16 protein-coding genes are annotated in these 22,697 nt (G+C 66.2%); 10 read left to right on the forward strand and 6 right to left on the reverse strand.

Going from position 1 to position 22,697, the window contains the following annotated elements; genetic code table 11:
- From GXP34_13345 to GXP34_13355, 3 genes are all read left to right on the forward strand, one after another.
- The coding region (locus GXP34_13345) for a 2-oxo acid dehydrogenase subunit E2 (protein ID NOY56950.1) at positions 1-839 on the forward strand (839 nt) is incomplete at its 5' end.
- Between the two features lie 135 nt (positions 840-974).
- Positions 975-2,645, forward strand: a complete 1,671-nt coding sequence (gene lipA / locus GXP34_13350; GenBank protein NOY56951.1) for a lipoyl synthase — start codon at positions 975-977, stop codon at positions 2,643-2,645.
- Positions 2,645-3,730, forward strand: coding sequence for an aminopeptidase P family protein (locus GXP34_13355; GenBank protein NOY56952.1), 1,086 nt, complete (start codon positions 2,645-2,647; stop codon positions 3,728-3,730). Before lipA ends, GXP34_13355 begins: the two co-directional genes overlap by 1 nt.
- Positions 3,731-3,807: 77 nt before the next feature.
- Here the strand turns inward: GXP34_13355 and GXP34_13360 are convergent, their stop codons facing one another.
- The 3 genes from GXP34_13360 to GXP34_13370 form a co-directional block, all read right to left on the reverse strand.
- The gene (locus GXP34_13360) at positions 3,808-4,575 is read right to left on the reverse strand and encodes a 3'(2'),5'-bisphosphate nucleotidase CysQ (protein ID NOY56953.1); all 768 of its coding nucleotides are present in this window, start codon (positions 4,573-4,575) and stop codon (positions 3,808-3,810) included.
- Positions 4,572-6,335 (reverse strand): SLC13 family permease, encoded by a 1,764-nt coding sequence (locus GXP34_13365; GenBank protein NOY56954.1) that lies wholly within the window; start codon positions 6,333-6,335, stop codon positions 4,572-4,574. The genes GXP34_13360 and GXP34_13365 overlap by 4 nt, the downstream gene beginning before the upstream one ends.
- A 143-nt stretch (positions 6,336-6,478) precedes the next feature.
- Positions 6,479-8,209: a bifunctional sulfate adenylyltransferase/adenylylsulfate kinase gene (locus tag GXP34_13370; GenBank protein NOY56955.1), complete on the reverse strand. Its 1,731-nt coding sequence runs from the start codon at positions 8,207-8,209 to the stop codon at positions 6,479-6,481.
- 125 nt (positions 8,210-8,334) lie between these two features.
- Here GXP34_13370 and tkt point away from each other — a divergent pair, with 125 nt between their 5' ends.
- A complete protein-coding gene (gene tkt, locus GXP34_13375) occupies positions 8,335-10,266 on the forward strand; it encodes a transketolase (GenBank protein ID NOY56956.1) in 1,932 nt (643 codons plus the stop codon).
- Between the two features lie 314 nt (positions 10,267-10,580).
- Positions 10,581-11,909, forward strand: a complete 1,329-nt coding sequence (locus tag GXP34_13380; protein NOY56957.1) for a cell wall-binding repeat-containing protein — start codon at positions 10,581-10,583, stop codon at positions 11,907-11,909.
- 73 nt (positions 11,910-11,982) lie between these two features.
- Here the strand turns inward: GXP34_13380 and GXP34_13385 are convergent, their stop codons facing one another.
- Positions 11,983-12,129 carry a hypothetical protein gene (locus GXP34_13385; GenBank protein NOY56958.1) on the reverse strand — a complete coding sequence of 49 codons (147 nt, stop codon included), beginning with the start codon at positions 12,127-12,129 and terminating at the stop codon, positions 11,983-11,985.
- A gap of 83 nt (positions 12,130-12,212) precedes the next feature.
- On the opposite strand from GXP34_13385, the gene GXP34_13390 reads away from it, so the two are divergent.
- Positions 12,213-14,654, forward strand: a complete 2,442-nt coding sequence (locus tag GXP34_13390; GenBank protein ID NOY56959.1) for a hypothetical protein — start codon at positions 12,213-12,215, stop codon at positions 14,652-14,654.
- A 132-nt stretch (positions 14,655-14,786) separates the two neighbouring features.
- On the opposite strand, the gene GXP34_13395 is transcribed toward GXP34_13390, so the two are convergent.
- A complete protein-coding gene (locus GXP34_13395) occupies positions 14,787-15,572 on the reverse strand; it encodes a hypothetical protein (protein NOY56960.1) in 786 nt (261 codons plus the stop codon).
- On the reverse strand, positions 15,533-15,916 hold the full coding sequence (locus tag GXP34_13400; GenBank protein ID NOY56961.1) for a hypothetical protein: 384 nt from the start codon (positions 15,914-15,916) through the stop codon (positions 15,533-15,535). The genes GXP34_13395 and GXP34_13400 overlap by 40 nt, the downstream gene beginning before the upstream one ends.
- 263 nt (positions 15,917-16,179) lie before the next feature.
- Between GXP34_13400 and GXP34_13405 the strand changes: the two genes are divergently transcribed.
- From GXP34_13405 to GXP34_13420, 4 genes are read left to right on the forward strand one after another with little or no spacing between them, the layout of a single operon-like run.
- Positions 16,180-16,725, forward strand: coding sequence for a cob(I)yrinic acid a,c-diamide adenosyltransferase (locus tag GXP34_13405; GenBank protein ID NOY56962.1), 546 nt, complete (start codon positions 16,180-16,182; stop codon positions 16,723-16,725).
- Positions 16,722-18,176: a leucyl aminopeptidase gene (locus GXP34_13410; GenBank protein NOY56963.1), complete on the forward strand. Its 1,455-nt coding sequence runs from the start codon at positions 16,722-16,724 to the stop codon at positions 18,174-18,176. The genes GXP34_13405 and GXP34_13410 overlap by 4 nt, the downstream gene beginning before the upstream one ends.
- 53 nt (positions 18,177-18,229) lie before the next feature.
- The gene (locus GXP34_13415; protein NOY56964.1) at positions 18,230-20,470 is read left to right on the forward strand and encodes a cell wall-binding repeat-containing protein; all 2,241 of its coding nucleotides are present in this window, start codon (positions 18,230-18,232) and stop codon (positions 20,468-20,470) included.
- Positions 20,467-22,647: a S8 family serine peptidase gene (locus GXP34_13420; GenBank protein NOY56965.1), complete on the forward strand. Its 2,181-nt coding sequence runs from the start codon at positions 20,467-20,469 to the stop codon at positions 22,645-22,647. The genes GXP34_13415 and GXP34_13420 overlap by 4 nt, the downstream gene beginning before the upstream one ends.
- Positions 22,648-22,697 lie beyond the last annotated feature (50 nt).

Genomic DNA, 22,697 nt, shown 5'->3' on the forward strand with positions numbered 1-22,697 from the left:
CCGAACCCGCTCCCGCCCCCGAACCCGCGTCCGAACCGGTCCCCGCGCCCAAACCCGCGCCCGAGCCGGTCGCAGCTCGGGTCGCTCCGGCGGCAGCGGCGGATGTGCCCACCCTTCCCGGCGACGAGGTGCGCGATCTGACCCGTGTCCGGGTTCGTATCGCCGAGAACATGATCCGAGCCAAACGGACCGCCGCGCACGTGTGGACATCGGTCGAGGTCGACTATGAGTCGGTCGAACGTGTGCGCAGCCGCCACCGTGCCGGGTTCAAAGAACAGGAAGGTTTCTCGCTCACCTACCTGCCGTTCATCGCCAGGGCGACCGTCGACGCGCTCAAGGCGTTCCCTGTCGTCAACTCCTCGTTCTACCTGGAACAGAAGAAAGCCGTGTTCCACAACACGATCAATCTCGGCATCGCCGTCAACGTCGAGGGCAAGGGCCTCATCGTCACGTCGCTGAAGGATGCCGATGGGCTGCGGCTGGTCGGCCTGGCCCGCGGAATCCGAGATCTTGCCGACAAGGCGCGCTCTGGAAGACTGGAGCCCGACGACGTGGCCGGCTTCACGTTCAGCATCACCAACCCCGGTCCGTACGGGTCCTTCATGTCCGTGCCCATCCTGCCGCAGCCGAATGTCGGGATCCTGTCGACCGAGACGATCGTGAAGCGCCCGACGGTGATCACCTCGGCCGAAGGCCAGGACATGATCGCCATTCACCCGATCGGATACCTGGGGCTCACGTGGGATCACCGAGCGTTCGACGGCGTGATCGCCGTGCAGTTCCTCAACCGGATCAAGGAGAACCTGCAGAGTTGGGACTGGCAGCAGGAGTTGTCGTGAGCCACATCTTCCTTCCCCCTCAGGGGGAAGTGGCCGAGGCGAGGAACGAGGCGCGGCCGATGGGGGTGGTGCCATGGCCGGCGGAGGAGCGATACGAAATACCTGGTACTTGGCACTTCGTACTCGGTGTCAGCCATGACACCTGACACCGGTCTGCGAACCCGCTGGCTGGGGCGGCTCCCATACGCCGAGGCGTGGGACCTGCAGAAGGCCATATGGGAGGGTCGCACGACCGGCCGAACCGTCGACGACTATCTGCTGTTGCTCGAACATCCCCACGTCTACACGATCGGGCGCCACGGCGACCGGGCCAACCTGCTGGTGTCGAACGAGCGCCTCGCCCAGCTGAACGCCGAGGTGTTCGACATCGACCGGGGTGGCGACATCACCTACCACGGTCCCGGCCAGCTCGTCGGCTATCCGATCGTCGCACTGGACGACACGAAGCGGGTCTCCGCGTACGTGCACGGCCTCGAAGCCGCGCTGATGTCCACGCTCGCCGACTTCGGGATCGAATCGTGGACCGAACGTGACTTCACGGGAGTCTGGACCGCCAAAGGCAAGGTCGCCGCGATCGGCATCAGGGTCGCCCAGGGCGTCACGATGCACGGGTTCGCCGTGAATGTGAACACCGACATGTCGTACTTCGGCCACATCAACCCGTGTGGCATCACCGACCGTGCCGTCGTCTCGATGCAGGCATTGCTCGGGACCGACATCTCCCTCGAAGAAGTGGTCGAGCACCTCATCCCGCGTTTCGTCGAGGCCTTCGGGTATGCGAATAGCGAGACACAGCTCGGTGCATTCACACGGGGCCAGGGCCGTGCCCGAACCTTCGAGGTGGATCGGTTGCTCGCCTCGGGAACGTTCTCGCCGGACCGGCACGAGACCGCACCGATCACGCTCAAGGGCGGGCGCCTCCCCGGTGAGCCCGAACGCCCGGACTGGATGCGGGTGAAGGCCCACATGGGCGCCGAGTACGTCGCGCTGAAGTCGATGATGCGTGATCTGGATCTCAACACTGTCTGTGAGGACGCCGGCTGTCCGAACATCTTCGAGTGCTGGGAATCGGGGACGTCGACACTGATGATCCTCGGCGACCGATGCACCCGCGCGTGCAGTTTCTGCGATGTCGCAACCGGCAAGCCGGTCGAACTCGACCTCGACGAACCCGAACGTGCCGCAGAGGCGATCGAACGGATGGAGTTGCGCCATGCGGTGATCACGTCGGTGAACCGTGACGATCTCGAAGACGGTGGCTCGGGCATCTTCGCCCAAACCATCGAGGCCGTGCACCGGCGGGTTCCCGAATGCGACGTCGAAGTGCTGATCCCCGACTTCAAGGGCTCCAAGAAGGATCTGCAGACGGTGATGGACGCCGGACCGGCCGTTCTGAACCACAACACCGAGACGGTGCTGCGCCTCCAGAGAGACGTCCGGACCGCAGCCAACTACGGAAGGTCACTCGCCCTGCTGGCGCGGGCCAAATGGCTGAACCCGAACGGTTCGGTCAAGTCGGGACTCATCGTCGGGATGGGCGAGACGAAGGACGAGGTCCTGGGTGCGCTCGCCGACCTGAGGGCCGTCGGCGTGGACATCGTCACGATCGGCCAGTACCTGCGTCCGAGTGCGAAACATCGTCCGATCCACCGGTACGTTCATCCGGACGAGTTCGCCGAGTACATGGACTACGGCGAGAAGCTCGGGCTGGCCCATGTCGAGGCCGGACCGCTGGTGCGTTCGAGCTACCACGCCCGCGAGGCGATCGAAGCCGCGAGAGCCGGCACCCGGGTCGGCGTGTCATGATGGACTACGCAGCCAGGATCCGGGCCGCCAGGACGCTGATGGCAGATCGTGGCCTGGATGCGATGCTGCTTTCGCTCGGTGCGGATCTGCCGTATTTCACCGGATACTCGGCGATGCCGTTGGAACGGCTCACGATGTTCGTGCTTCCCGTTGCGGGGCCGGCAGCACTTGTCGTGCCCGAGCTGGAGGCGCCGCGCGTCGTCGAGAAGCCGGACGTGTTCGAGGTTCGCCCGTGGGGTGAGACCGAGAACCCGGTGCGTATGGTCGCAGACCTGGTGTCGGGCGCTCGTCGGGTCGCGATCGGTGACCAGACGTGGTCGACGTTTCTGCTGCAACTCCAGGAGCACCTCTCGCAGGCCGTTTTCGTCCAGGCATCGTCCCTCACCGCGGAACTGCGGATGCACAAGGACGCTGCGGAGATCGACCTGCTGCGCCGGGCCGGTGCCGCCGCGGACCGGGTGGCGGTCCGTCTCGCCGACGTCCGGTTCTCCGGGAAGACCGAACGGGAGCTGTCCCGGACGATCGCCGACATGCTGCTCGAAGAAGGCCACGAGAGGGTCGACTTCGCGATCGTCGGGTCGGGACCGAACGGGGCGTCGCCACATCACGAGGGGTCGGATCGGGTGATCGGCATCGGCGATGCCGTCGTGTGTGACTTCGGCGGGGTCCTCGGCGGGTACTACTCGGACACGACCAGGATGTTCGTCGTCGGCGAGGCCCCCGAAGGGTTCGCCGAGCCGTTCGCGGTGCTGCGCCGAGCGCAGGCTGCGGCCGTGGAAGCCGTTCGAACCGGTGTGACCGCCGAGTCCATCGATGCGGTCGCCCGAGGTGTCATCACCGACGGCGGGTACGGAGAGTTCTTCATCCATCGGACCGGCCACGGAATCGGCCTCGACGTGCACGAGCACCCCTACATCGTCGAAGGTAACGACACGGTGCTGGCGCCGGGGATCACGTTCTCGGTCGAACCGGGCATCTACCTGCCGGGCCGCTTCGGGATGCGTATCGAAGACATCGTCACCGTGACCGACGACGGTGTGGAGCGCCTGAACCGATCGTCGCGAGATCTCGTCACGGTGCGCTGAGCCACTCCTTTCCCGTTCTTGTGTGAGTTGCCTGCCATATACGCGCGGCGTTCTGACGCAAGAACAGGGGGGAGGCTCTAGATCCCGAGCAGCGTGCGAACGGCGCCTTCGATACCCGGTGCGGTTGCCACGAAGCCGGACAGCAACGGGTCCGGCCGATTGAACCGCACCGGTTCGCCGTCGATGCCGAACACGACACCGCCGGCGGCCGTGACGAGTGCCGCACCGGCGGCGACGTCCCATTCGTTCTTGGGCACCAGCGTCCAGGTGGCGTCGGCCAGCCCCGCGGCGACGAGGCCGAGCTTGTAGGCGACCGACCCGAGGTTGCGCACCGAGACCGGGGTTGCGTAGAACCGCTCCCAGTCGCCCCGTTTCGTCTCGCTGCGCGAAGCCAGCACCAGCGCCCCGCGCACGTCGGTGACCGGAGAGATACATGCCGGTTCTCCGTTGAGGGTCACACCCTCACCGACGGCGCCGAGGATCAGCCGGTCACTTGTCGGTGCATAGATTCCACCGGCGACCGGGACGCCATCTTCGACGAGGCCGATCGAGACGCACCACTCCGGGATGCCGGCGATGAACTCCCTCGTCCCGTCGACAGGATCGACGACCCAGACCCGTCGACAGGCCAGGCGCGACGGGTCGTCTGCGGTCTCTTCGGACAGCCAGCCGTCATCCTGCTCGGGGAGGATGCCTGCGAGCACTTCGTTGACGGCGAGATCCGCTGCGGTGACCGGGTCACCACCTTCTTTGAGGACAGACTCGATCGCTCCGGCAGTGAACGCGTCGAGGGTCTCCCCGGCGCGGCGCAACGCCGTCTCGATACGGGCAAGGTCGTGCCTCATAGAGGCCAGAGGATAGGGATCCCGACGAGCAGCATCGCCACGACGACGACGGTGAGTGGCACACCCAGGCGCAGATAGTCGCTGAACCGGTATCCGCCCGGCCCGTACACCATCAGGTTCGTCTGATACCCGATCGGGGTGAGGAACGGTGTCGCGGCGGCGACGGCGACACCGAGGGCGAACGCCCGGGGGTTCAACCCGAGTCCTGTGGCGGTGGCCAGCGCCACAGGGAGGATCAACAGGGCGGCGGCGTTGTTCGTCACGAGCTCCTTGAGGATCACGGTCGCAATGATGACGCCGGCGAGTGCACCGACCGGCCCGAGCCCGCCGAACGTGCCAATCATCCAGGTTGCGGCGGTGTCGGCCAGCCCGGACGTCTGCATCCCCGCGGCGATACCGAACGCGGCGGCGATCGTGATGATGACATCCAGGTCGACGGCGGTGCGCGCCTCGGCCGTGGTGACGATCCGTAGCGCCACCAGAGCCGCGGCCCCGAGCAACGCCGCGGTGACGAGTGGTACGAGGCCGGTGGCCGCCGCGGCGACCATCGCTGCGACGATCAGGCCGGTGAGCGGAGCCCGGCGCCCGGCGACGGGCGGGGCGGCGTCCAGCCGTGCGATCAACGCGAAGTCCGGACGTTCCCGCCACCGGCGGCCCCAGTCGTGGTCGGCGACGACCAGCAGCGTGTCACCGGGTCGCAGCACGACGTCGCCGAGTTTCGCATCGATGCGTTGTCCTGCCCGGTGGATCGCCGTGACGACCGCCTGGTAGCGGCCCCGGAACTCGGCCGACCGCAACGTCGTGCCGACGAGCGGCGACGACGTGCCGATGACGGCCTCGTAGTGGGCGACGTCGGTTGCGTCGAGTCGAGTCATCTGATGATGCTCCGTGGATGCCAACCCCGGGACGGCAATCAGGTCGACGACCTGATCGACCCTGCCGACGAACCGGAGTACATCACCGGTGTGCAGCATCGTGTCGCGTCCGACCGGTGTGACCAGCTTGCCGGCCCGCTCGAGCTGGGCGAGGAACACGCCGCGCAGATGCCGTAGGCCGGCTGCCTCGACGGTGAGACCGTCGAGGTCGGCGAGCACCTGCATCGTGATGTTGAACTGGCGGAACTCCTCGTCGTCGGCGGCGGCGGGGGACCGCCGGTCCGGCAGCAGCTTCGGAGCGAGGAGGACGATCAGGGCGATCCCGACGACGGCCACAGGCAGGCCGATCTTGGTGATCTCGAAGAAGCCGAGCGGAGCGTACCCGTCGGCTTCGAGCAGGCCGGAGACGACGATGTTGGTGGCGGTGCCCATCAAGGTGACGACCCCACCGAGGATCGCGGCGAACGACAATGGCATCAGGTACCTCGACGGTGACTGGCCGCGTCCTTCCGCCCACCGTTCGATCTGGGGGGCGAGCATCGCAACGATCGGCGTGTTGTTCAGGATCGACGACGCCGCGGTTGTGGGCACGGTGAGCCGGGCGAGGGCGGCGCTCGGACGGTCGCCGTCGCCAAGGACGGTGCGGACGAGCGGTGCCAACACACCGGTCTTGGCGACTGCGGCGGCGACGATGTAGAGGGCGGCGATCGTTGCGGGGGCGGGGTTGGCGAACCCGGAGAGCGCCTCGGCCGGGCTGACGATCCCTGCGGTGAGCAGCGCCACCGTGCCGGAGCCGATCGCCGCGGCAGGAGGCAGCATGTCGCGCACCAACACCACGACGACGGCGACGACGATTCCGAGGGTGAACCACGCCTGCCAGTTCATTCAGCCGGCTCCGCGGGTGTCACTCGGACCCCCTGCGTCCCTGGCCAAAGCCCCCAAGACCCCCTCTGTCCCTGGCAAGAGGTTCGAGGGCGCCTCCCCGACGTCGGCCCTGGAGGGGCCTCCCGGGGGAGGAAACGGGGGGCTCACCGGTCCCCGTTGACATCCACATAGCCGAGCTTCTCCAGCTCGATGATGATCTGGTTTGCAGCCTCCTCAGGGCTCATCGTGCTGGTGTCGATCACCACGTCGGCATTCTGCGGCTCCTCATACGGATCCGAGATGCCGGTGAACTCCTTGATGATCCCGGCTCGGGCCTTGGCGTACAGGCCCTTGCGGTCACGCTGCTCGCACACCTCGAGCGGTGTGCTGAGGTAAACGAGCACGTACCCACCGTACGCGGAGATGGCCGCGCGGTTCTCTTGACGGATCTCCTCGTACGGGGCGATCGGCGCGCAGATCGCGATGCCGCGATGCTTGGTGATCTCCGATGCGACGAACCCGATCCGGCGGATGTTGATGTCGCGATGCTCCTTGGAGAAGCCGAGTTCCGACGACAGGTTCTTTCGCACGATGTCGCCATCGAGCAGTGTGATGGGACGGCCACCGATCTCGGACAGCTTCACCAGCAACGCGTTTGCGACCGTCGACTTGCCGGATCCCGACAGGCCCGTGAAGAACACGGTGAAACCCTGTTTGGAGCGTGGCGGGTGGGTACGGCGCAGCTCGGTCACAACTTCCGGATAGGTGAACCATTCGGGGATCTCGCGACCCTCGGCGAGGCGTTCACGAAGCTCGGTTCCGGAGATGCTGAGTGTGCGGGCGCCCTCGGGGACCTCGTCGATCGGCAGATAGGTGTCCTGGTCTTCGAGGTACACCATCAGTTTGAACGGCACCATCGCGACGCCAAGCTCCGCCTCGTGCTCTCTGAGGAGATCCTGGGCGTCGTACGGTCCGTAGAACGGAGTTCCCGACGAGTCCGAACCCGGGCCGGCGTGATCCCGACCGACGATGAAATGGGTCACGCCGTAGTTCTTGCGGATGATGGCGTGCCACAGTGCCTCGCGAGGTCCACCCATCCGCATCGCCAACGGCAACAGGGACAGCATCGCCGTCTGGCGGGGGTAGCGGTTGAGCACCGCCTGATAGGCACGCACCCGTGTGTAGTGGTCGACGTCACCGGGCTTGGTCATGCCGACGACGGGGTGGATCAGCAGGTTCGCCCCGACTTCCGTCGCTGCACGGCGAGTCAGCTCGACGTGGGCGCGATGCATCGGGTTGCGTGTCTGAAACGCCACGACCGTGCGCCAGCCCAACTTGGCGAACCGGGTCCGCACCTCGGCGGGGGTCAGTCGAAGCTGACGGAAGTCGTAGTGGACCGGTCGCTGCACACCCTCGAGCGTCCCGCCCACGTAGACCGGGTTGGCGGCATCGAACAGGTAGCCGACGGCCGGATGCTCCGGATTGGCCGTGCCGAAGACCGCCTCCGCTTCACGGTGCTTGTCGGGTGTCCACACATCCGAGACCGTGAGTGCGGCGAGCATGACGCCTTCGGAATCCCGAAGGGCGATCTTTCCACCGGTCTCGAGGCCCTCTGCGAAGGATTCGGTGACATCCAGGGTGATCGGTATCGGCCACAGGGTCCCGTCTGCGAGCCGCATCGTTTCCAGAACCGGTTCGTAGTCGTCGCGGGCCATGAATCCCCGCAGCGGTGAGAACCCTCCGGTCAGCAACAGTTCGAGGTCGTGAACCTGGCGATCGGTCAGATCCCATGACGGCCAGTCACGGGACGCCTCTTTGAGTTCGGCAGCTCGGGCCTCGTCGACGAGCAGGTCGACGAGTTCGCCGCCGTGCGGTTTGATCAGATGGTCGGTCATGCGCGCTTCCTGTGGTATGTCGGTGGTGGGAGTGTAGGTGAATCCGGCCTTCGTGAGGCATCGTTATGGGCGGAGTGCTTGGCCCGGACGTCGCTACCCTTGCCGCCAACGGATCAGGAGTATTCATGACCACCGAGCAACTTGCCGTCGACACGATCAAAGGCCTCGCCATCGACGCCATCCAGAAGGCCAACTCGGGTCATCCCGGGGCCCCGATGGGCATGGCCGACATCGCCACGGTGCTCTGGACCAAGTTCCTGAACGTCGATCCCGACGATCCGATGTGGCCGGATCGCGACCGGTTCGTGCTCTCCAACGGCCACGCATCGATGCTGCTCTACTCATTGCTGCATCTCAGTGGTTTCCCGGTCACGATGGAGGATCTGCGACAGTTCCGCCAGTGGGGGTCCCACACGGCGGGGCATCCCGAGATCAGTCACGCGAGAGGGATCGAGATGACCACCGGTCCACTCGGTCAGGGATTCGCCACCGCGGTCGGCATGGCGATCGCCGAGGAGCACCTGCGGGCGGTCTTCGGCCCCGAGCTCGTGAACCATCGCACCTGGGGGTTCGTCTCGGACGGTGACCTCATGGAAGGCATCTCCTCGGAGGCGGCGTCGCTCGCCGGCCATCTGGGACTCGGCAGGCTCATCTACTACTACGACAACAATCACATCACCATCGACGGGAACACGTCGATCACCTTCACCGAGGACATTCCCGCCCGGTTCGCCGCCGTGGGATGGCACACGGTCTCCGTGGACGGTCATGACCGGGTCGCGATCGAGGAAGCGACCCGTGAGGCACTCGTCGTCGCCGATCGGCCCTCGTTGATCATCGCCCGCACGCATATCGGCAACGGTGCGCCCACCAAGCACGACACACCGGGAGTGCACGGATCGCCGCTGGGCGAGGAGGAGCTTCGTGCAACCAAGGAGCTGATGGGGTTCCCGCCCGACGAGCCGTTCTACGTGCCGGACGGTGTGTACGAGTTCTTCTCCAAGGCGATGGACCGGGGCCGTGCCGTGCACAAGGCGTGGGAAGAGCGGTTCGAGAGTATCGATGCCGTGACGAGTGGACGCTGGGCGGGCTACTTCGGTGGCGCGCCGGTTCGGTTGGAGGCACCCGAGTTCGAAGGCAAGATCGCCACCCGGGCCGCCGCGGGCACGGTGTTCGACCAGATCGCCGAGAAGGTTCCCGGTTTCATCGGCGGCGCCGCCGACCTGGTCGCATCGACCAAGACCGAGATCTCGTTTTCCGGAAGCTTCTCGAAGGAGGATCGGGCGGGTCGCAACATCCACTTCGGGATTCGTGAGCATGCGATGGGCGCGATCACCAACGGGCTGGCCGTACACGGCGGTCTGCGGCCGTACGGGGCGACGTTCTTCGTGTTCAGCGACTATATGCGACCGGCGGTGCGCCTTGCCGCGCTCATGGAAGCCGGGAGCATCTTCATCTGGACGCACGACTCGGTGTTCCTCGGTGAGGATGGGCCGACCCACCAGCCGATCGAGCACCTCGCGTCGCTGCGGGCCATGCCCAACCTGTGGGTGCTGCGCCCCGCGGACGCGACCGAGACGGTCGAGGCGTTGGAGCTGGCCGTCAACCGGACCGACGGGCCGACCGCACTGGTGCTGACACGGCAGGGGCTCCCTGTGCTGGAGCGGCCCGCCGGAGGCGTCGCCCGCGGCGGGTATGTGCTGCGCGACGGCGAGGACGTGGTCCTGGTCGCGACCGGATCGGAAGTCCATGTGGCGTTGGGAGCCGCCGAGATGCTGGCCGGCGAGGGCGTGTCGGCTCGAGTCGTGTCGCTGCCGTCGTGGGAGGCGTTCTTCGCCCAGGATGACGCGTACCGGACATCGGTGCTCGGCGACGGTGTGCCGATCGTCTCGATCGAGGCCGCCTCGACGTTCGGCTGGGAGCGGATCACCGGTTCGGGCGGTCTCCGAATTGGCATCGACCACTTCGGCGCGTCGGCGCCGGCTTCCGTCATCGCCGAGAAATGGGGCTTCACGGCCGAGGCTGTCGCTTCACGAGTGCGGGAGTGGTTGGGGTAGGGATCCAGGTCCCCGGCCTCGCCCTGTGCGGCCCGGTCGGGTGCGACGACTACGTTCTCGACGGGCAGGGATCACCCTCAGTGAGTGTGCTCGCGCGCTTGGCACTCGCCCTGCGCATCTGCCGGTGACACCGGGAAGCTGCCATGTCGCAGCGTCCTCTTTCCTCGAATATGCAGGGAGTGTCGAGAGCAACGGCAGTCGGCCGCCGCCCGGTGCCGACGAGCCGAAATCGGAGCCGCGAACAGTGCACAAATATGTGTATGCTCAATGTCATGCACCGTGCCGACATGGGCGGCTGAGCCGGAGGGATAGTTATGGGTACAACCTCAAAGCGAGGGTACATTGTCTTGCTCGTAGTGGCCACATTGGTATTCGGGGTGCTCGCCCCGATGGCAGGTGCCCTCTCGCCTTCGACGACGCGGTTGGCGGGTACGGACCGCTACGGCACTGCGGTCGCGATCTCGCAGGCCGCCTTCCCGACCGGCGCCTCCAACGTGTTCATCGCCAATGGGAGCGGGTTCCCCGACGCGCTCGCGGGTGGTGTCGCCGCCGCGAACGCCAACGGTCCGATTCTGCTCGTGCAGCAAAACTCGATTCCGGCAGTCACCGCCACAGAACTGACCCGACTGGGACCCACCGAGATCACGATTCTCGGCGGTACCGCAACGGTGTCGAGCGCCGTGGAGACGGCCCTGTCGACATACGCGGCGACGGTGCGGCGCCTCTGGGGTGCGGATCGGTTCGCGACGGCCGCTGCGATCGCGAGCGACACGTTCCCGTCCGGTGCCTCCACCGTGGTGTTGGCCGCCGGGTACAACTTCCCTGACGCTCTCGCCGGTTCGCCTGCTGCCACGAAGCTCAACGCACCGTTGCTGCTGACCCGATCTACCGTGCTGCCGACGGTGACCGCGACGGCCATCACCACGTTGGGTGCGTCTCGAGTCGTGATCCTTGGTGGCACCATTGCCGTGTCTGCAGGTGTTGAAGCTGCGGTCGGTGCCCTCGCCGGAGTGACATCGGTCGAGCGGTGGGCCGGTCTCGACCGGTTCGCCACTGCTACGACGATCAGCCAGAAGGAATGGTCCTGTGGGAATTTCACGGTGTATGTGGCCTCCGGTCTCAACTTCCCGGACGCTCTGGCCGGTGGACCTCCGGCGGGCATAGACGGCGCTCCGATGTTGCTGGTGAAGACCGATTCGGTGCCGACGCCGACGTACGATGAGCTGCGGCGTCTGCGGGCGGTGGAGGTGTTGATCCTCGGGGGAACCAGCGCAGTGTCGGACACGACCAAGACGGCCATCGACTCGATCTTGGCCATGCCGACGTACAACGATGCACCGACGGTCACGATCACATCGCCACCGGACCTGTCGACCTACGTCACCACATGGCAGGGATCGGCGTGGGGGGCGCAGGTCACGTTCACGGCGACGACGGACGATGCGAACTGTGATTCGGTCACCGTCACCTGGACGTCGAACGTCGACGGCGCCTTGGGCTCAGGGTCGACGATCTCGCCGACGCTGGAGATCCCATTCGGGTTGGATTCCTCGCAGCCCACGATCACCGCAACGGTGACCGATTCGTACGGCGCATCCAGCACCGACTCCATTCAGGTGAAGCTGTTGGTCCCATCCCCATAGCCGCATATCGTTGCAGTAGGCAGGGGGTCCGGCTTGCCGGGCCCCCTCCATCATGGGGAGAACCTGGCGAGGGTCACCCGGAATGTTTCCATCCGAGCGCATGGCCGAATGCTCGCGGCACGTCGGCAGAGAGCGCCATCGGCGTTCCATCGGTCGGTCTCACCGTGGCGATGACCTGGTCCTGATCGGATACCGTCCAGAAGTTCGTTTTCTCCCGCACGAGATTGCCATTCGTAGCCAGATACTCCACTCCACGGGGCAGCCCGAGTAGGCTCGGAAGGCAACGACGATCGAGGAGTGATCATGGGTTCGCGCACTCGAGAGCGTATCGTTCTCATGTTGGTAGTGGCAGTGGTTTGGGCGGTTCTGCCGCTCTCTATCGGGGGATCAGGCGGTCGGGGATTGGGCACGCTGCCGAGAGCGGGCGCCGTGGCCTATTCCGCGACATACACGGTCGACACGACGGTCGACGACGCGGCGCTCAGCGCGTGCACGACGGCGGCCGACGACTGCAGTCTGAGGGGCGCGATAGCCGCAGCGAACGCATCGGCGGGGTACGACGCCATTCTGTTCGACATCCCGGCGGTGTCATGTCCCGGCGGCGTGTGCACGATCACCCTGGTCGATGGGCCGATCACGGTGGACGATGAGACGATGATCGACGCCACCTCCCAGCCGCAGAACGATGGTACGCACGCCAACGTCTGCGCAACCGAGACCGCTCCATCCTTCATGCGGATACAGGTCATCACCGATCCGACGTCCTTGACGCCGGATGCCTTCTATCTCTCCGCCACGTCGGGAGTCACGACGATTCGTGGGTTCAGCATCGGTACGAACGTGACGACGGGTTTCTACGGTGCGATCCGTATGTCGGACGGATCCGGTCACAAGGTCCAGTGCAACCATATCGGCGTCGATGCGGCAGGCACCGGTCCTCTCGGTTTGGGCCAGCTCAGCATGGGTATCAGCGTCGAAGGGCTGGCGAGCGGAGTCGTCATCGGCACCGACGGGGACGGCGTCGGCGATGTCGGTGAGCGCAACGTCATCGGCAATGTCGCGTACGGCGTCTATGTCAACGCCAACGACGGCAACCGGATCTCCGGGAACTACGTAGGGATCGGTGCCGACGGGATCACGAACATCGGGGGGAGCACAGGGTTGTATGTCCGTCAGACTTCAACGGACAACATCCTCGGGACCAACGGTGACGGTGTCGCCGACGATCTGGAGCGCAACTACATCGGGAACGTGAGCACCGGAGTTCTCTGCGACCCGTCGTCTCCGGGGATCGGGAACATCGTGGCCGGCAACACGGTGGGCGTCACCCCGGGTGGTGCGGCCGCCGCGACCGATGTGGGCATCGCGATGCGGGGACTCGAGGCCACCAATACCGGTTTTGTGATCAGCGGCAACACGGTCGGCAACTCGACGATCGGCATTCAGGTGGACGGTGTGGGATCTTCGGCATCGATCTTCGGCAACTACGTCGGGACCGATGCAAATGGAGCTGCCGTGTATCCGAACGACACCGGCATCAGCTTGGAGACGGACGGCCAGTACACGGTGCACGACAACCTCATCGCCAACAGCGGCGTCGCCGGGGTGGCGCTCGGCGGTACCACCTCATTCGGGTCTGCATCGGAGAACAACTGTGTCATCGGCAACGTCGTGGGTGCGCAGAACAACACGGGTGTCGGCACGATATTCGAACTCAACTGGTGGGGAGTCGACTCCGGTCCATCGGGGCAAGGGCCCGGTTCCGGAGATCCGGTGAGCGTCGATGTCGACTATGACCCCTGGCTGCTCTATCCGCCGAATGTGTGTGCACCTTCGGCGCAGAGACTCTGGGGAATCTCCCGGTTCGACACGGCGGTGGAAGTGTCGCGTCGCAGTTTTCCCGGGGGAGCGACGACGGTGTTCGTCGCCAACGGGCTTGGGTTCGCTGACGCGTTGGCCGGCGGAGTGCCTGCGGGGTTGACGCCTGCGCCGATGTTGTTGGTGCGGACCGATTCGATTCCGACGGAGACGGCGACCGAGTTGTCGCGGCTGTCCCCTTCGGAGATCGTGATTCTCGGCGGGACCGCGGCGATCTCCGACACCGTGGAGACCGCGTTGGCCGCGTATGCGACGACGGTGCGGCGTCTTGCGGGTGCGGATCGGTTTGCGACGGCGGTCGCGATCGCCACGGATGCGTTTCCGTCGGGAGCGTCGACGGTGGTGTTGGCCGACGGGCTGAATTACCCGGACGCGTTGGCAGGGGTACCTGCCGCGGCCAAGTTGGGTGCTCCGTTGTTGTTGACGCGGACGTCACTGCTACCGACGGTCACGGCGGATGCGATCGTTGCGTTGGGTGCGTCTCGCGTGGTGATCCTGGGTGGTACGAGTGCGGTCTCCACCGATGTGGAGACTGCGGTGGGTGCGTTGTCCGGAGTGACGACGGTTGAGCGCTGGTCGGGTGCGTCTCGGTTCGCGACGGCGGCGGCGATCTCCGGTGCCGTGTGGCCGTCGGGTGCGGAGATGGTGTATGTGGCCTACGGGTTGAACTTCCCTGATGCGTTGGCGGGCGGGCCGGTGGCGTTCACCGATGATGGACCCCTGTTGTTGGTGTTGACCGATTCGGTTCCGACCGAGACCGAAGCCGAGATCACCCGGCTGGCACCGGACCGGATTGTGATTCTTGGTGGGACGAATGCGGTTTCGGATGCGGTGAAGACACAGCTCGAGGCACTGGTCGGCCCGTGATCCTGTGAAGTGAGTGAGCGTGTGGCCGCCCTTCGGGGCGGCCACGGTTCGTTTGGGCCGTCCGGGGTCGGGAGGTTTCCGAGGTCGGGAGCGCTTTGTGGAGGTCTCCGGGTCGGGGGCGCGTTGGGTGGGTCAGGTGATCGGGAGGTGGCGGAGTCGCACGACGAGGTTGGCGGCGAGAAGTGCGCCGGCGCTGACGGTGAACGTGGCGACGGCTTGGAGGGGGTTGTGGGTGACGTAGCCGATGGCGTGGGCGGCTTCGGCGGCGAAGAGGGTGACGCCGCCGGTGGAGAGGGTGATTCCGGCGAGTTCGAACACTCGCCGGTTGCGATGTTTGGTGAGGCTGGTGAGGGTGAAGATGAGGAAACCGAGAGCGGCGAGACCGAGAGCGACGCGGATGACGGTGTCGAACAGTTCCGGGGCAGGCGGTCGCAGGTCGATTGCTGCGACGGTGGTTCCGGCGGTGAGGATTGCGGTCCCGTAACGGATGGTCGACACGGCGAGGGTCCGGGGGCTGTGGATGAGTGTGGCGGCCACGATGAAGAGTCCGACACCGTTGGCGGTATTCGCCCAGTTGTAGGCCGTGCTCGCATCGTTGGAGAGGGACAGGATGATGGCACCGATTCCCATGATCGCGAACGCTGCACCGGTGGGGATGGTGGTGAGGTTGTCAGCGGTGATTCGGTACCGCAGGTCGCTGGGGATGCTGCGCAGGGCTCGGGACACGATGGCGCCGGCGTGGTCGGGGTCCTCGGCTTGGGCATCGAGGTCGGCGGAGCGTTCGGCGAGAAGCCGCTGTCGTTCCTCTGCAGGAAGTCCCCAGGAGATGATGGCGAACAGACGTTTGGCGATGCGCACCGATATCGATGCCTTTTCGCTCAGGCCGGTGTTTGTCCCTGCTCCCACCTGGTGAGCCATTCCGGTCGCTTCTTCGCCTGTCGGGCCCGTGCCACTTCCGCGGTGGCGGCGGCCATACCGTGACTGGTGATCCGATAGTAGCGTCGAGGACGGCCTTCGCGCCCCTGATCCCGGGCAGTATCTGGATCCTCCCAGTGACTCTCGAGGGCGCCACGGTCTTCGAGGCGACGCAATGCCCGATACAGGGCACCGTGGCTCAACAACGATTCGCCTTCGATCGCGGCGGCGTAGCGGCCGATCTGGTAGCCGTGGAACTCTTCGACGTCGCTTGTGCGCAGCCGCGCGGCAGCGAGGAGCAGTTTCACCTCGTTGAGAACGAGTTCCGTGTCGTTACGTCGGCGCATGGTGCAGTCTACCGCACCGATCGCGGGAACAGCACGTAGGTGCATATACTACGGATTTCCTTGCTCGCCGGCACAACCCCCCCTTGAACCCAGGGCTCGTAGGGGTCGTGGCGACCCCCCTGAGCCCTGGGTTCAACGGACCACCCCACCTCAACTGAACCCTGGGCTCGTAGGGGTCGTGGTGACCCCCCTGAGCCCTGGGTTCAACGTGGGGGGTGGGGGTGGAAAAGCCGTCCCTACCAGGCGGAGGTACACTCGCCGGCGTGAAGATCTACACGAAGAAAGGCGATGACGGCACCACCGGACTGTTCTACGGCGGCCGCGTCCCCAAGGACGATCTCGCCCCGGAGGCGTACGGAACCGTCGACGAGGCGGTGGCGGCGCTCGGTGTCGCGAGGACCCATGCCGAGGGTCTCGTGGGTGAACGAATCCTCGCCATCCAGCGTGACCTGTTCGTGATCGCCGCCGAGCTCGCGACGGCGCCCGACAACCGGCACAAGCTCCGGCCGGGGACCAGTGCGACCACTTCCGAGATGACCGAACGTCTCGAGTCCTGGATCGACGAACTCGTCGACGAGATCGGCCTGCCCACCGAGTTCGTCGTGCCGGGACAGGCGCCGCTACCCGCCTCGATCGAGCACGCCCGCACGATCGTGCGTCGCGCAGAACGCCGCTGTGTCACCTATGCACGCCAGGGCGGCCTCGAAGAGGCGCTGCGGTATCTCAACCGCCTCGCCGACTATCTCTACGTGCTCGCCCGGGCCACCGAGTCCGAGTGGGTACCCAGCAAACAAGGAGACGAGAAGTGAACATCACCGCAGGAGGCTCCCTCGAATCCGAATCGGGGGAGGCGCTGGCCGTACCCGTGTTCGAAGACCGTATCTGGGGTCCCGGTGCCGACTGGGCAGCAGAACAACTCGGCGGACGACTGGACGAGTACCTCGACGAACAGGACTTCTCCGGCAAGGCCGGCGAGATCGTCGCCGTACCCACCGGCGGACGACTCGAGTTCCACACCTTGTTTCTCGTCGGTCTCGGATCGGACGTCGACCTCGAGGCGCTCCGAAAAGCGGCCGGCTGGCTGGGTCGCAAGGCCGCCAAGACGGTGGACGTCGCCACCACCTTGCACCAGGTCGATCTCGACGGTGCGGCCGGTGCGGTCGTGGAAGGGTTCCTTCTCGGCCAGTACCGGTTCGACACGTACAAGTCGGAGCCGAAACCTGCCAAGACCGAGACGCTGAGATTCGTGGGCGATGGCGCCGAGGATGCGGCCGATGCGGGTGGCCCTGCACAGGTGGTCGCCGACGCGGTGTGCCTCACCAGGGATCTGATCAACGAGCCCGCCAACGCGAAGGCCCCCGCAGTCCTTGCCGACCGGGCGCGAGAGATCGGTCGAACCGTCGGGGTCGCCGTCAAGGTCCTCGGACCCGACGAGATCGAGGCCGAACGTCTCGGAGGCCTTGCCGGCGTGTCGCTCGGCGCCCACAACCCCGCCCGCCTGGTCGAGTTCAGCTACGAGCCCGCCGACCCGAAGGCGTTCGTGGCGCTGGTCGGCAAAGGGGTCGTGTTCGACTCCGGCGGCCTCTCGTTGAAAACCGGTGAGGGTATGCAGACGATGAAGACGGACATGTCGGGCGCCGCTGCCGTGTTCGGCGCGATTCAGGCGATCGCCATGCTCCGCATCCCGGTCAAGGTGATCGGCATCACGCCGCTGACGGAGAACATGCCCGGTGGCGGGGCGATGCGTCCCGGCGACGTGATCCGCCCTCGCAACGGAAAGACCGTCGAGGTGCTCAACACCGACGCCGAGGGCCGTCTCGTCCTCGCCGACGGCCTGTCGCTTGCCGGCGAAGCCGAACCGGACCTGATCGTCGATGTGGCCACCCTGACGGGCGCCTGCAAGGTTGCGCTCGGCGAGAAGATCGGTGGCCTGTGGGCCAACGACGACGAGGCCGCCGAGCAGGTGCTCGCCGCAGCGGCACGAGCAGGGGAGAGGTTCTGGAAGATGCCGCTCCCCGACGACTACCGCAAGAACATCGACTCGGACGTCGCCGACATGAAGAACATCGGAGCTCGCTGGGGTGGTGCGATCAACGCGGCGCTGTTCCTCAAAGAGTTCGTCGCCGACGGCGTGCCGTGGGTGCACCTCGACATCGCCGGTCCGGGCCGCTGGCCGAACGACGAGCACTACCAGTCCAAGGGCGGCTCCGGCTTCGGGATGCGCACGCTGGTCGCCCTCGTCGAAGACTTGGCATCCTGAACCTGTCAAGGGAATGGCACCGATAGTCGATACCTGAAGGTGAGAATGGTGCGATGAACGATCGACTGGCTCGCGTGGCGACGCTGCTGCTGGCCGCCCTGATAGTGGCGGTTCCGGTGCCGGTCGCCGGCGCGGTCCCCGCCACCGGCGAGGTCGAGTTCGTCGGCGGCGGCTTCGGCCACGGGATCGGACTCAGTCAATATGGCGCCCAGGGCATGGCACTCGACGGGTACACCGGTGCGCAGATCGCCACCCACTACTTCTCGGGCACGTCGATCGAGCAGGTCGCCGACGTGCTGCCGGCCGACAACTTCCTGCTGACCTACGCTCAACCACTGTGGGTCGGCCTGCTCCAGAACAAGCTCACATTCCAGTTCAAGGCGATCGGCGGTGACCTGGAGCTCTGCCAGGCAGGCGACGGTGAAGGGGCATGCCCGAAATCGGTGACGCCCAAAGACGGCGAGCTGTGGTCGTTCACGTTCGACGGCAGCCAATGCCAGTTCGAGCACAACGGATCCCCGCAGGGCAACCCCGGGGACTGCTCGGCGAGCATCTCGTGGGCCGAAGGAACCAGGGTGGAGATCCCGGACCTCGGACTCAGCTTCGCTCATGGCTCGTTGAAGATCCGTCCCGTCGGTTCGCTCCCGACGTTGAGGTTTCACGTGTCGCTGGCGGTCGGCATCGAGGATTACATCGCAGGCATCGACGAGATGCCGCCGTCATGGGCTCCCGCCGCACTCGAAGCCCAGGCGATAGCGGCGCGTAGTTACGCGATCGCCAAAGCACAACAGCGTGAGACCGGCGATCGGGTCGGCACCCTCGCGGATCCAGGTCTGAGCAGTTACTGGAAGGACAAGTGCTGGTGCCATGTGCGACGCACCGCCACCGACCAGGTCTACAACGGGTGGGATCAGGAGCAGGAACCGACATGGGTCGCAGCCGCCACGACGACGGCGGGACAGGTGCTGACCCATCCGAACTCGAGCTTCACCCAGAATGGTGTCATCGAAGCTTTCTACACGTCGTCGTCGGTGGGTGTCACCGAAACGAACGTGGGAGGTTTCGGATCCTCCGTTCAATACCCGTATCTCACGTCCGTCGACGACTACTGGGCGTCCGACCCGGGGTTCAATCCGAAGGCGGTCTGGTCGAAGACTGCCACGACGGCGACGATCCTGTCGAAGTTGACTGCGACGACGAGGGCCTGGCATGCGGACTTCGACACCCTCACCGGTGCGGCTCTGGTGAACGGACCACCTGAGGCGACGGTGCGATTCACGGGTTTGACCGGAGGCGTGGAGAGCTCGGTCGACGTGCCCGGATGGTGGCTGCGCTCCAGCTTCGGCCTTACCTCTCCCCAGGTGCACACCCTCTGGTTCTCCGGGGTGCATCGGCTGTGGGGTGCCGACCGATACGCGACTGCGGCGGATGTTTCCGCCGACACGTTCCCCTCCGGCGTCCCCGTCGCGTTCATCGCGGATGGAGAGTCGTTCCCGGATGCCCTGTCGGCCGGCGCCGCTGCAGCGGCTCTCGGAGGGCCCGTTCTCCTCACTCGTAAGGCCGTGCTGCCATGGGCGACCACCGTCGAGCTTTCGCGTCTCAAGCCTGCATCGATCGTGATCGTCGGTGGAGAAGGCGCCGTCTCCGCCGACGTCCAGGCGCAGCTAGGCGCCTACACCACCGGGACCGTCGATCGGTGGTCGGGGCTGTCTCGCTATGACACGTCCGCCGTCATCTCCCAGAACGCGTTTCCCGCCGGTGCGTCGGTCGTCTATGTCACCAGCGGTGTCGCCTTCGCGGATGCGCTCGCCGGGGTTCCGGCGGCCGCGGCCGACGGAGCGCCGCTGCTGCTCATCCGCCCGGACTCGATCCCGCCAGCCATCGCCACCGAGCTTGAACGTCTTGCACCCTCCTCGATCGTCGTGCTCGGTGGAACGGCGGCCGTCTCGGCCGATGTCGAGGCACAACTCGGCGCCTATGTGGGGACCGGGGCGGTCGGTCGGATCGGCGGTACCGACCGGTACGACACCGCGGTGAAGATCTCACAGAGTCGGTTCGGTCCGGGAACGCCGGTCGTCTACGTCGCGATCGGGACCAACTATCCCGACGGTCTCGGAGGGGGGGCGGCCGGTGGGTTCGCCGGAGCGCCCCTGCTGCTCGTCAAGGGCAGTTCGATTCCGGAGGTCACACGGGCCGAACTGTTGCGACTGGGTCCCGGGGAGATCCGGGTGCTGGGTGGCCCCGGTGTGATTCCGGCGGACCTGGAAACCGCTCTCCAGCAACTCCTTCCATGAAGCGGATCATCGTCACGATCGCCGTGCTGGGCATGCTGCTGTCTGCCGTGCCCGTCGGGAACCCGGCGGTCGCTTCGACAGACACATCGGGCGACGGTTTCGTGGTCGAGGTCGACGCGCAATCCGTAGGTGGGCTTCCGGCGGGTTCGAGACACATCGTCGGCGATTGGTATGTGGTCCCCGGCGATGTGCGCAGCATGGGCACGGTGGTCACGCTGCCCGGCGTCCGCAGAATCGACACGAATCCGAGGGCACAGCTTCCCCCATCGGAACAGCCCGTGGAAGCGGTCGCTCTCGCCTCACTCGCGATACCGTATGCGAGCGACCCCACGGATCCTTCATACGGTCTGCAATGGCACTTTCCTCTCGTCGACGCGCCGGCGGCGTGGTCCTTGTCGACGGGGGCCGGTGTGACGGTCGCCGTCATCGATACCGGCGTGTCGAAAGGACCGGACCTCGCCTGTCATGACTTCGTCGACGAGTACGACGCGCTCACCGGAACGAGCGGTCCTGGTGTGGCAGCCGACTGGTCGGGGCACGGCACGCATGTCGCCGGCACGATCGCACAGTGCACGAACAACGGGATAGGGGTGGCCGGGCTCGCCTACGACGCACGGCTCATGCCGATCAAGGCCATGGATTCGGGAGGTGGCCCGGCAGCGGTCGTGGCGGATGCGATCGTGTGGGCCACCGACCATGGTGCGGACGTCATCAACATGTCGCTCGGCTGGCCTTGCACGGGTACGTGGGCCGAGCAGCCGGACTGTGTGCAGGCGGTCGTGTCCTCGGCCATCGAGTATGCCGCCGATCATGACGTGTTGCTCGTCGCCGCGTCGGGGAATGACGGCTATTGCGCGCCAACGGCCGGCTGGGTCTCCTTCCCCGCGAATCATCCGGACGTCCTCGGTATCGGGGCGGTGGATGCCGCCGGCGCCGTCACCGGCTACAGCGACTGTGGCGTCGATCTGAGTATGACCGCGCCCGGAGGCGACACGAATGCCGACCTCAACGCGGACGGCAATCCCGACGGTGTGTTGCAGGAGAGCTTCAACGTCGACGGTTTCGGCCTGTTCTGGATGGAAGGGACGTCGAGCGCGTCACCGCACGTCGCCGGAGCGGCGGCGATGCTCCGCGCAGCGAATCCTCGGGTCCCCGCGGTCGGCGTCAGGGCGGCACTCGAATCCACGGCGACCGACGCGGGAGATCCCGGGACCGATCCGGTCTACGGTGCCGGAGTTCTCGACATTGCAGCCGCGCTTGCCTCCCCGCACCTCGAGGTGGAGCGGCATGCAGGTCCCGACCGCTTCAAAACGGCGGCCGCGATCTCCCGAGGGGCGTTCGATGCCGCCGGGACCGTCTATGTGGCGGCAGGTGAAGGGTTCGCGGACGGGCTGGCCGTCGGTCCGGTGGCCGGGATCGATCACGCGCCGGTCCTCCTGGTCGAGCAGGCCGGTGTCCCCCAGGCGACGTTGGACGAGCTGACCCGGCTGGCGCCGGCCGACATCGTGATCATCGGGGGAACCACGGCCGTATCGAGCGACGTGGAGACACAACTCGGCGCGTACGGGACGGTCCGAAGATTGGGAGGGACGGATCGGTACGACACGGCACACCTCATCGCTCACGACGCGTTCCCGACCGGCGCTTCCACCGTCATCGTCACCACGGGCCTGAACTACCCGGACGGCCTGGCCGCCGGTCCGCTCGGCGCATCGCTCGGCGCTCCGGTGCTGCTCACCCGGCCCGACAGTCTCGTGCAGGCGACGATCGACGCGCTCGCCGACCTGAAACCCGGCTCGATCCTCGTCGTCGGCGGCGAAAGCGCAGTCTCGGCGGATGTCGTCACTCAGCTGGAGGCGCTCACATCCGCGTCGGTCACGCGGCTCGCAGGAGCGGATCGCTACGAGACGGCGGCGACGATAGCGCAGGCGGCGTACCCGTCGGGGGCAGGCGTCGTCTATGTCGCCACCGGGTTGGACTTCCCGGATGCCCTCACCGCAGGGCCGGCATCCGCGTTCGGCGGAGGGCCGCTGCTGCTCACACATCCCACCTCGATTCCGGCGGCGACGGCGGCCGAACTGCAACGGATCGGACCTTCGCGCATCGTCGTCGTCGGCGGGCGAGGAGCGGTCTCCGATACCGTCCTGCTGGGCCTCGCCGCGTACATCGTTCCGTGACGATCGCAGATTTTTCCAGAATATCCTCGGCTGAGACACCCCATAGCGAT

It is taken from the genome of Actinomycetota bacterium (genome assembly GCA_013152275.1).
Lineage (GTDB): Bacteria > Actinomycetota > Acidimicrobiia > Spongiisociales > UBA4744 > BMS3Bbin01.